Source organism: Streptomyces sp. NPDC002889 (assembly GCF_042888425.1).
In the GTDB taxonomy this organism is placed as follows: Bacteria; Actinomycetota; Actinomycetes; order Streptomycetales; family Streptomycetaceae; genus Streptomyces.
Genome location: NZ_JBIAPT010000017.1, coordinates 171,740 through 181,022, shown reverse-complemented (window position 1 = coordinate 181,022; position 9,283 = coordinate 171,740). Strand labels below are relative to the sequence as shown.

Here is a 9,283-nt window from a genome sequence, read left to right as displayed (position 1 = left end):
TCACATTGATCGCCGGGAACAGCAGCGTCCCGTCACGGTGCATCTCGTACAACCGGTGCACACCCGTCGTGGTCTCCTCGGTCACACCACGGATCTCGGAGGACAGCTGGGTCCACTTCTGCGGGTTCTCACCCAGGGTGCGGTTGAGCAGGGTGAGGATGTAGGCGTACTCCTCGCTGTCCGCCGTCGACGGGTCGGGAGCGGCTCCGGCCTTCTCGAACTCGACGCCCTTGTGGACCAGGAGCGTGGCGTCGCCGCCGTCGTCCAGGATCATGTTCGGACCGCCGGTGGGGGTGTTCGGCCAGGTCAGCGCCTGCTCCGTGCACCACCAGTACTCCTCCAGCGTCTCGCCCTTCCAGGCGAAGACGGGGACGCCCTGCGGGGCCTCGGGGGTGCCCTTCGGGCCCACCGCGATGGCGGCGGCGGCGTGGTCCTGGGTGGAGAAGATGTTGCAGGACGCCCAGCGGACCTCGGCGCCGAGGGCGACCAGGGTCTCGATGAGGACCGCGGTCTGCACCGTCATGTGCAGCGAACCGGTGATGCGGGCGCCGGCGAGCGGCTGCTGCTCGGCGTACTCCCTGCGGATCGACATCAGGCCGGGCATCTCGTGCTCGGCGAGAGTGATCTCCTTGCGGCCGAAGGCGGCGAGGGAAAGGTCGGCGACCTTGAAGTCCTGGCCAGTGGCGACAGTCGACATGCGAACTGCTCCTCGTGGTGTGGGTCGAGGGTGTGGGTACGGCTGGCTCTGCGATGACCTGGGCCTGGACCTGCGCCGGAAACGACGGCATACCGATGCCCGGGTGCTCGCAGTGCAGTCCGTCGGAGGCCCTCTCTCCCTCGGTCGGTCCGCGCGGGACCGCCCGACCGCCATCAGCAGCGACGTCTGGCTCTGGTCACGAATCTACACCGATCGGCGCAGCCGACCCCAGCCCGCCCTTGCCTGGTCGCGGCCGGATTCCGGGATCGGGGGTCTGCCGGGTCGGCTGCGGCAGCATCTGCCGGGTCGGGTGCGGCAGTACTGACGACCGTCGAACACCGTCGAAAGAACCACGTGACCAGGACGGCGAGCGGCTTCGGGGAGCGGCCGCTCGCGACGGCCGGCGGTGGCCCCTTGAGGTGCCGGGCTGAGATCAGTGGCTGGTCCGCGCACCAGTAAGGTGCGGGCTCCGCGCAGCGGTTGTGCGGAGCCCGCGCGCTTTCGGTCGCACGGGCGGCCCAGGGGAGGGGTACGTATGGAACCGGAAGCGCGGCCGAGACGACCAGGACGTGGGCTGAGGCTCACGGGGTGGCTCCTGGGGCCGCTCGGCGTCGTCCTGGCAGTGGGCGCCCTGGTGCTCCTCACAACCGGATTCAACACCACGACCGCCATGAGCAGTTCCATGGAGCCCACCTACCGGCAGGGCGACAAGCTCGCCTTCGAGCAGGTCGACGGGAGCGGGATCCGGCGCGGTGACATCGTGCTGTTCAGTGCGCCCGAGCGGTACGAGGGGCTTGGCGTGATGCGGGTCGTGGGCGTGGGCGGCGATCACATCGTCTGCTGCACGGAGGGAACCACCGGGCGCATCAGCGTGAACGGCGAGCCGCTCCCGGAGCCGTACGTGAAGGACGGCGACGCTGCCATCGGATTCCCCTCGTACGACGTGACCGTGCCCGAGGGACGGCTGTTCCTGCTGGGAGACAACCGCGGGAACTCGAGGGACTCGCGCTTCTTTCTCGACGAGGGATCCGGCACCGTGCCGGAGTCGGCGGTACGCGGCCGGGCTCTCGACGGCATCACCATCGTCGTCGTCCTGGGGCTGTTGACCGTCGCGGGCGCCGTGCTGGCCCTGATCGGCGGCGGATGCGGGCTGGCCGGCTGGATCGTGGGGCGCGATGCCCACAAGGCTGCGGCGCCACCGCCCCCGTACGCGTACACACGACAGATGTGATGTGACGGACGTGCATGAAGGAAAGGTCCCCTGCTCCGCGAGCAGGGGACCTTCGCGTCGGTGCGGAGCGGTCAGTGGTCCGCGGGCGGGGTCGGGCCGCCCGGGGACCTGCTCGGGTTGACACCCGCCGCGGCCGCTGTCTCGCTGTAGATGTCGGGCTCCAGGTAGATCACCCGGGCGATCGGCACGGCCTCGCGGATGCGGTCCTCGGCGGCGTTGATCGCCGCGGCGACCTCGGCGGCGGTGTCGTCGTGCCGGACCGCGACCTTGGCGGCGACCAGCAGCTCCTCGGGACCGAGGTGGAGCGTACGCATGTGAATGATGCTGGTGACCGTGTCACCGTCGACCATCGCGGCCTTGATCTTCTCGACGTCGTCCGTGCCGGCCGCCTCGCCCAGCAGCAGGGACTTCGTCTCGGCAGCGAGCACGAGCGCGATCACGATGAGCAGCACACCGATGCACAGGGTGCCGATGCCGTCCCAGACCCCGTTGCCGGTGAGCAGCGCGAGGCCGACGCCACCGAGGGCGAGGATCAGACCGACCAGTGCGCCGAGGTCCTCGAGCAGGACGACCGGCAGCTCGGGCGCCTTGGCGCGGCGGACGAACTGGGTCCAGGTCAGCTTGCCGCGCAGCGGGTTGGACTCCTTGATGGCCGTACGGAAGGAGAACGACTCCGCGATGATCGCGAAGACGAGGACGCCGATCGGCCAGTACCAGTCCGTGATCTCGTGCGGGTGCTTGATCTTCTCGTAGCCCTCGTAGATGGCGAACATGCCGCCGACCGAGAAGAGCACGATGGAGACGAGGAACGCGTAGATGTAGCGCTCGCGCCCGTATCCGAAGGGGTGCTGGGGGGTCGCCTCGCGCTGGGCCTTCTTGCCACCGAGGAGGAGCAGGCCCTGGTTGCCGGAGTCCGCCAGTGAGTGGACGCTCTCCGCGAGCATCGACGACGAGCCACTGAACAGGAACGCGACGAACTTCGCTGCCGCGATTGCGAGGTTGGCGGCGAGGGCCGCCACGATCGCCTTGGTTCCGCCTGACGCGCTCATGTGTGCCGGATGTCCCTTCGTACTGACCCGTACTGACGTCGGTCGCCGTCCGGGCTTTGCCCGGTCTTTGCGGTGCGCCATTGTTGCAGCACCGGCGGGCGTCGCCGACTCAGGCCACCACGGTTGCCCGGAAGACGGTGGCCGGCCCGTCGTCCGTGCCCGAGATCTGCGTCTTGTCCCCGGCCGGTACGAAGGCGGACTGCCCCGTGGTGAGGGTCAGATCCCCGGCCGTCACGCTGCCTGCCGTGCAGAGCAGGATCTGCGGGGTGGTCGCGGTCAGGTCGCGGGGCTCGGCGCCCGGGGCCAGGACGAGGCGGGAGAGCCGGAATTCGTCGATCGGGGTGTCGTAGACCTCTTCGTCGGCGGGCGACGCCTCCGGGCGCAGCACGCCCGGGTCGGCAGCCTCGAAGCGGACGATACGCAGCAGTTCGGGAACGTCGACGTGCTTGGGGGTCAGTCCGCACCGCAGCACATTGTCGGAGTTGGCCATGATCTCGACGCCGAGGCCGTTCAGATACGCGTGCGGGACGCCGGCGCCGAGGAACAGGGCTTCGCCGGGCTGCAGTTGGACATGGTTGAGCAGCATCGCGGCGATGACTCCCGGGTCGCCGGGGTAGTGGTGCGCGAGGGTCGCGTACGGGGTGTACGGGCCGCCCAGCCGCTGTGCCGCGGCCGCCGCCTCGGTGACCGTGACCGCCATCTCCTGCGGGTCGGCGCTCAGTACGGCGGTGAGCACCTCGCGCAGCGCGGCCTCTTCGGGGTGGGCGTGGAGCAGGTCGACGTACGGCTTGAGGGAGTCCACCTCGAGCCCGGCGAGCAGATCGGCGGCCTCGACCGGCCGGCGGAACCCGCACAGGCCGTCGAACGGCGTGAGCGCGCAGATCAGTTCGGGCTTGTGGTTGGCGTCCTTGTAGTTGCGGTGCGGCGCGTCGATGGCGATGCCCGCGCTCTGCTCGGCGGCGTAGCCCTCCTTGGCCTGCGCGAGGTCGGGGTGGACCTGGAGGGAGAGCGGGGCGCTCGCGGCGAGGAGTTTGAGGAGGAAGGGGAGGCGGGGGCCGAACTTCTCGACGGTCGCCGTGCCGAGTTCGCCGACGGGATCGGCGGCGATCAGCTCGTTCAGTGCGCCGCGGGCCGTGCCGGACGGGGCTCCGGGGTGGGCGCCCATCCACATCTCGGCCTGCGGCTCACCGGTGGGGGCGATGCCGAGCAGTTCCGGGATGGCGGTCGTGGAACCCCAGGCATAGGGGCGCACGGTGTTGGAGAGGCGGTCCATGATCGGATCTTCCTGTGCCCTTCGTCGGGTACGCGCGTCGGTGGAGCGGTGGTCGCTACGGGTGCTCGCCCGAGTTCGCGAGCGCCAGGTACACGGCGGCGAAGTCGGTGATGGCCAGCAGTTCGGCGATCGACTCCAGCTGCGTGCCCTCCTCCGGTTCGAGCTCGCTGATCGGGGTGTCGTGGCCGAGCGCCAGTTCGCGGGCGGCCGGTGCCGCGGTCAGGCCGCCCGCCGGGTGGTCCCGGAGCAGGACGACACGGGCGCGCAGCGCCTGCTGCTCCTCGACCCGGTCGCGGAAGAAGTCCTCGGGGTCGGCGCCGGCCGCGAAGTCGCCCACGAGGAGGACCCCGTGGGCGGGCAGCGCCTCGGGGAGCTCGGCGGCGAGGGCGGGGCGGCCGGCGAGCTCGGCCAGTACAGCGGCGAACCGGCGGCCCGCCGGTCCCGCCCCCACGCCCTCGGTCCAGATCAGCGGAAGGCTGTCGGCGAGCTCGGCAGCGAGCGTCTTGGCCGGATTGCTGTAGGTGGCGATGGCGGGGCCGCAGCGTTCGGCCGTGCGGTCGAGACGGTCGGCGACCTTCGCGAGGGCCTCCGGGGCCGCCTCGATCAGGCCGACGCGGTCGAGGAGCACGAGGAGCGGCGTGAACAGCGCCCACAGGGCGCCGGGGCCGGCCGCGGCCTGTGTCTCGTCGTACTGCTCGTACGGGGCGGTCGCCAGGGGCACCACCAGGCCATGGATGCCGTCGACGGCCTCGGACAGCGGTGAGCGCTGCGGGGCTACGGCGACGACGGTGCAGCCGCGGCGGTACGCCTGCTCGGCCAGCTGGGCGAGGCCGGGCTCGCTGCCGTCGGTGGTGACGACGAGCAGCAGGTCCACCGAGCCGGCCCAGCCGGGCAGCGCCCAGCGCAGGGCGCCTGCCGCGTGGGCCACGCCTGTGGGCCGCAAGGGGATGACGGGGGCAGAGGCACCGGCGAGGGCGCCGATCAGGTCCGCGACCGCGGAGCCGGCGGTGCCGGAGCCCGCGACGAGAACGGCGCGGGGGCGCCCCTCGGGGCTGAGCTCGGCGATGCCGGCCTCGGCGGCGTGCCGGGCGGCGGTGCGTACGCGTGCCCCCGCCTCGGCCGCGCCGCGAAGGAGGCCGCGGCGGTCGGATCGGGCGAGGGCCTCCGGGGCGTCCAGGAGCGACTCGTCGAGCATGGGGGTGGGCCTCCGATCGCCGTACGCGTGCGGGGGGTGTGTCTGTTCGGTTGTGCGGTACCGGGACGGCCCGCGGTCGGCCGTCCCATGGCCGTTGGACCGGCCGTTCGGCAACCGGCCTGCTCACGCGTCCGGCCGGATGTGCGGCCGTTCGGTGCACGGTCCGACATTCGGCCGTCCGGCGTACACGGTGGCGACGTCCGGCCGTCCGGAGGATGACCGGTCGGTGTACGCCGGGGACGCGCATGGCCCGCCCGCTTACGCGGGGCGGCGCGCCTCGTCGACGAGGAGGACGGGGATGCCGTCCCGGACCGGGTAGGCCAGGCCGCAGTCCGTGCCGGTGCAGATCAGCTCGGGCGGGTCGGCTGCCGTGCGGTCGTCGAACGGTGCGTGGCAGGCCGGGCAGGCGAGGATCTCCAGGAGGCCGGCTTCGAGCGGCATAACAGCGGTGTCCCTTCGGGCGTGTCGCCTGCCGGATGCCGTCACCGCGTGCCATATGCAGGAGGCATGCGGTCTCGCGGGTCGGGCGGATCAGGCGAATCCAGCGGATCAAGCGTCGTCAGCCTACCGCCGGGGGGCGCGGTGCGGCTCGTTCTGGGGTCCGTGCCCGGGGCGGGGCGGCCGCCCCGGGCACGTACCGCGCAGGGTGTCAGGCGCCGCGGACCAGCATCAGGACCTCGTCGCGGATCTTGGCCATGGTCACCTCGTCGCGTGCCTCCACGTTCAGCCGCAGCAGCGGCTCCGTGTTCGACGGGCGCAGGTTGAACCACCAGTCCTCGCTCGCCACGGTCAGCCCGTCCAGCTCGTCGGCCGTCACGTCGTCGCGGGTGGCGAACGCCGCCTTGACCGCGGCGGCGCGGCCGGCCTGGTCGTCGACCTTGGAGTTGATCTCGCCGGACGCGGCGTAGCGGTCGTACTGCGCGACCAGCTCGGACAGCGGTCCGTCCTGCGAACCCAGCGCCGCGAGCACATGGAGGGCGGCGAGCATGCCGGTGTCGGCGTTCCAGAAGTCGCGGAAGTAGTAGTGCGCGGAGTGCTCACCACCGAAGATCGCTCCGGTGCGGGCCATCTCCTCCTTGATGAAGGAGTGCCCCACCCGGGTACGGACGGGGGTGCCGCCGTTCTCGCGTACGACCTCCGGGACCGACCACGAGGTGATCAGGTTGTGGATCACGGTCCCGCCGGGGTGCTTGGCCAGCTCCCGGGCGGCGACCAGGGCGGTGATCGCCGACGGCGGGATGCCCTCGCCCCTCTCGTCGACGACGAAGCAGCGGTCGGCGTCGCCGTCGAAGGCCAGGCCCAGGTCGGCGCCCTCGGAGCGCACCCTGGCCTGCAGGTCGACGATGTTCGCCGGGTCCAGCGGGTTGGCCTCGTGGTTGGGGAACGTGCCGTCCAGCTCGAAGTACATCGGCACGACGGTCAGGGGCAGCGACCCGAACACGGTGGGGACCGTGTGGCCGCCCATGCCGTTGCCCGCGTCCACGACCACCTTCAGCGGCCGCATGGCCGAGAGGTCGACGAGGGACAGCAGATGGGCCGCGTAGTCGGCCAGGGTGTCCCTCTCGCTCACCGAGCCCGCGGTCGCGGCGGGGGCCGGCGCGCCCTGCTCGGACCAGGTCTCGACCAGCGCGCGGATGTCCGTGAGACCGGTGTCCTGGCCGACCGGGGCCGCGCCCGCGCGGCACATCTTGATGCCGTTGTACTGAGCCGGGTTGTGCGAGGCGGTGAACATCGCGCCGGGGAGCCCCAGCTTGCCCGAGGCGAAGTACAGCTGGTCGGTGGAACACAGGCCGATCAGCGTGACGTCCGCTCCCCGGGCCGCCGCCCCGCGCGCGAACGCACGCGACAGGCCGGGCGACGAGGGGCGCATGTCATGGCCGACAACGATCGCGTCCGCGCCCGTCACCTGCACGAATGCAGCGCCGAACAGCTCGGCCAGGGACTCGTCCCACTGATCAGGCACCACCCCGCGGACGTCGTAAGCCTTCACGATCTGCGACAGATCAGCAGCCACGGCCCAACCCTCCTGAAAGTCTGTGCGGTCACATCAAACTACCCCCTCAAACTAAGGCAGCATCGAGCCCAGGAGTGTCGTGCTCCGTGCAGTGACGATCAGGCACGTCTCCGGGAGAAGTCCCAGGTGCCACGGCAGCACCTCGCACAACAGATCACCCTCCTTGCAGGCGGGCGGGACGGCAGCGCACGCACGCGATCATCGGATGCCCTCGCCCGCGTACGCCCGCCCCTCATCGCCGCGGCACCGGCTCCTTGTCCGGTGTGCGCAACCCGGCATCACGACGAGCGCAGCCGGGCTCACCAACGCGGCCCCGATCCGGGCGGGTTGGGCCGAAGCATGATCGACCGCCGCGAGCCGGCGGTGGCGGAGGCGAGTCCGCGTACCGATGCGGGCCGGCGGCAGTGTCTCGCACGGCCGGCGTACAGGTTCCATCGGCCAGGATTCCATCGGCCGTACAGGATTCAATGAATCCGTCGAGGGAGGGCCGATGGGGAGGAGATTCTTTCCGGCTCAGTTGTCCGGGGAGCGCAGCACCCGCAGATGGCCGCGGCGCGCGACCTCCCTCGGGTCCGCCGACCGCCGGCCGCCCTGGCCGCCGGCCTCGGCCGTACGCCCCTGGGGGCGGGCCGCCTCCCGTACCGCGTTCGCCAGCGCCTCGAGGTCGTCGCCGCTGGGCCGGGCCGGGGCGGAGCCGTCGGTGAGCCGCACGACCTCCCAGCCGCGGGGCGCGGTCAGGCGCTCACTGTGCTCGGCGCACAGGTCGTAGCAGTGGGGCTCGGCGTAGGTGGCGAGCGGGCCGAGGACCGCAGTCGAGTCGGCATAGACGTACGTCAGTGTCGCGACGGCAGGGCGGCCGCACGCGGTGCGCGAACAGCGACGTACAGGGCTCACGACGTTGGACGGTACCGCACTCTTGAGCGGGCTGCGACGACTCTCCACCAGGTCACTCCCCCGTGTCGTGATGCGACGACCCACTGAGCGGTTCTTCGAGCAACTGGCCTGACCTGCACGGAAAGAGAAGCATACGGGCCGCGACCACCCGTGACCCGGTCACGACTTGGGGCAAATAAGGTCAATCACGATGAGATCAACGATCGCGGGAGGCCGCGCAACCGCGCCCAAGCATGGCCGGAATGTTCAATAAGCGACATGATCTCGCGCCGCGGCACCGACCCGGCCACCGCCCGCCGGGGAGAGTTACCCTGCGTCAGTGATGGACAGTCCTGTACCGCCCCGCCCGGCCGAGCCCAGGCCGCGCCGCCGCGACCGCCACGGGCGCGGCATGCGCGGACCCGTCGCACCGCCGCAGGTGCCGCTCTCCGCAAGCCGTGCGGAGACTTTCCGTGATCTCGTACAGGACTCGGTGGAGCGGCTGGAGCGGCACTGGCCTCAGCTGGCCGACGTCGATTTCCTGGTGATGGAGGTGCCGGGCTCGCCGGACGAATCGGTGCCGCTGGGCAGTGCGCTGCCCGCCGCCAAGGACCGGCCGGCCCGGATCGTGATCTACCGGCGGCCTGTCGAGATTCGGACAAAGAATCGGGACGAGCGCGCGCTGCTGGTCCACGAGGTGGTCGTCGAACAGGTGGCCGAGCTGCTGGGCCTTGCCCCGGAGTCGGTCGACCCGCGGTACGGGCAGGACTGACCGCAGGGCACGGGGACAGCGCGGCCCCGGGGAGACCGACCGGGCACGGGCAGCGTTCGCGGGAATTACGGGCACGGCCGGCGCCGGCGCTTCCCGCGCCGTCAGGCCGTGGACCCACCCCCGGAGCCATCCGTCAGGCCGTGGACCCACCCCCGGAGTCGTCCGTCGGAGGCCGGGCC

The 9,283-nt window shown here is 71.5% G+C and carries 9 protein-coding genes; 2 read left to right on the top strand and 7 right to left on the bottom strand.

What is annotated here, in order from left to right; translation table 11 throughout:
* The coding region (locus ACFYWI_RS25380; RefSeq protein WP_389236690.1) for an adenosylhomocysteinase at nucleotides 1-697 on the bottom strand (697 nt) is incomplete at its 3' end.
* A gap of 535 nt (nucleotides 698-1,232) precedes the next feature.
* On the opposite strand from ACFYWI_RS25380, the gene lepB reads away from it, so the two are divergent.
* A complete protein-coding gene (lepB, locus tag ACFYWI_RS25375; RefSeq protein WP_389236688.1) occupies nucleotides 1,233-1,928 on the top strand; it encodes a signal peptidase I in 696 nt (231 codons plus the stop codon).
* Between the two features lie 71 nt (nucleotides 1,929-1,999).
* On the opposite strand, the gene ACFYWI_RS25370 is transcribed toward lepB, so the two are convergent.
* The 6 genes from ACFYWI_RS25370 to ACFYWI_RS25345 form a co-directional block, all read right to left on the bottom strand.
* The gene (locus tag ACFYWI_RS25370) at nucleotides 2,000-2,977 is read right to left on the bottom strand and encodes a cation diffusion facilitator family transporter (protein WP_389236686.1); all 978 of its coding nucleotides are present in this window, start codon (nucleotides 2,975-2,977) and stop codon (nucleotides 2,000-2,002) included.
* 109 nt (nucleotides 2,978-3,086) lie between these two features.
* Nucleotides 3,087-4,250: a mannose-6-phosphate isomerase, class I gene (gene manA / locus ACFYWI_RS25365; RefSeq protein ID WP_389236684.1), complete on the bottom strand. Its 1,164-nt coding sequence runs from the start codon at nucleotides 4,248-4,250 to the stop codon at nucleotides 3,087-3,089.
* A 55-nt stretch (nucleotides 4,251-4,305) separates the two neighbouring features.
* Entirely contained in the window at nucleotides 4,306-5,445 is a 1,140-nt protein-coding gene (locus ACFYWI_RS25360; RefSeq protein ID WP_389236682.1) for an SIS domain-containing protein, read from the bottom strand.
* A gap of 258 nt (nucleotides 5,446-5,703) precedes the next feature.
* A complete protein-coding gene (locus ACFYWI_RS25355; protein ID WP_389236680.1) occupies nucleotides 5,704-5,886 on the bottom strand; it encodes a Trm112 family protein in 183 nt (60 codons plus the stop codon).
* Nucleotides 5,887-6,094: 208 nt separating this feature from the next.
* Nucleotides 6,095-7,459, bottom strand: coding sequence for a phosphomannomutase/phosphoglucomutase (locus ACFYWI_RS25350; RefSeq protein ID WP_389236678.1), 1,365 nt, complete (start codon nucleotides 7,457-7,459; stop codon nucleotides 6,095-6,097).
* A gap of 513 nt (nucleotides 7,460-7,972) precedes the next feature.
* On the bottom strand, nucleotides 7,973-8,401 hold the full coding sequence (locus ACFYWI_RS25345; protein WP_389236676.1) for a DUF3499 domain-containing protein: 429 nt from the start codon (nucleotides 8,399-8,401) through the stop codon (nucleotides 7,973-7,975).
* Nucleotides 8,402-8,675: 274 nt separating this feature from the next.
* Here ACFYWI_RS25345 and ACFYWI_RS25340 point away from each other — a divergent pair, with 274 nt between their 5' ends.
* The gene (locus tag ACFYWI_RS25340) at nucleotides 8,676-9,104 is read left to right on the top strand and encodes a metallopeptidase family protein (RefSeq protein WP_389236674.1); all 429 of its coding nucleotides are present in this window, start codon (nucleotides 8,676-8,678) and stop codon (nucleotides 9,102-9,104) included.
* Nucleotides 9,105-9,283 lie beyond the last annotated feature (179 nt).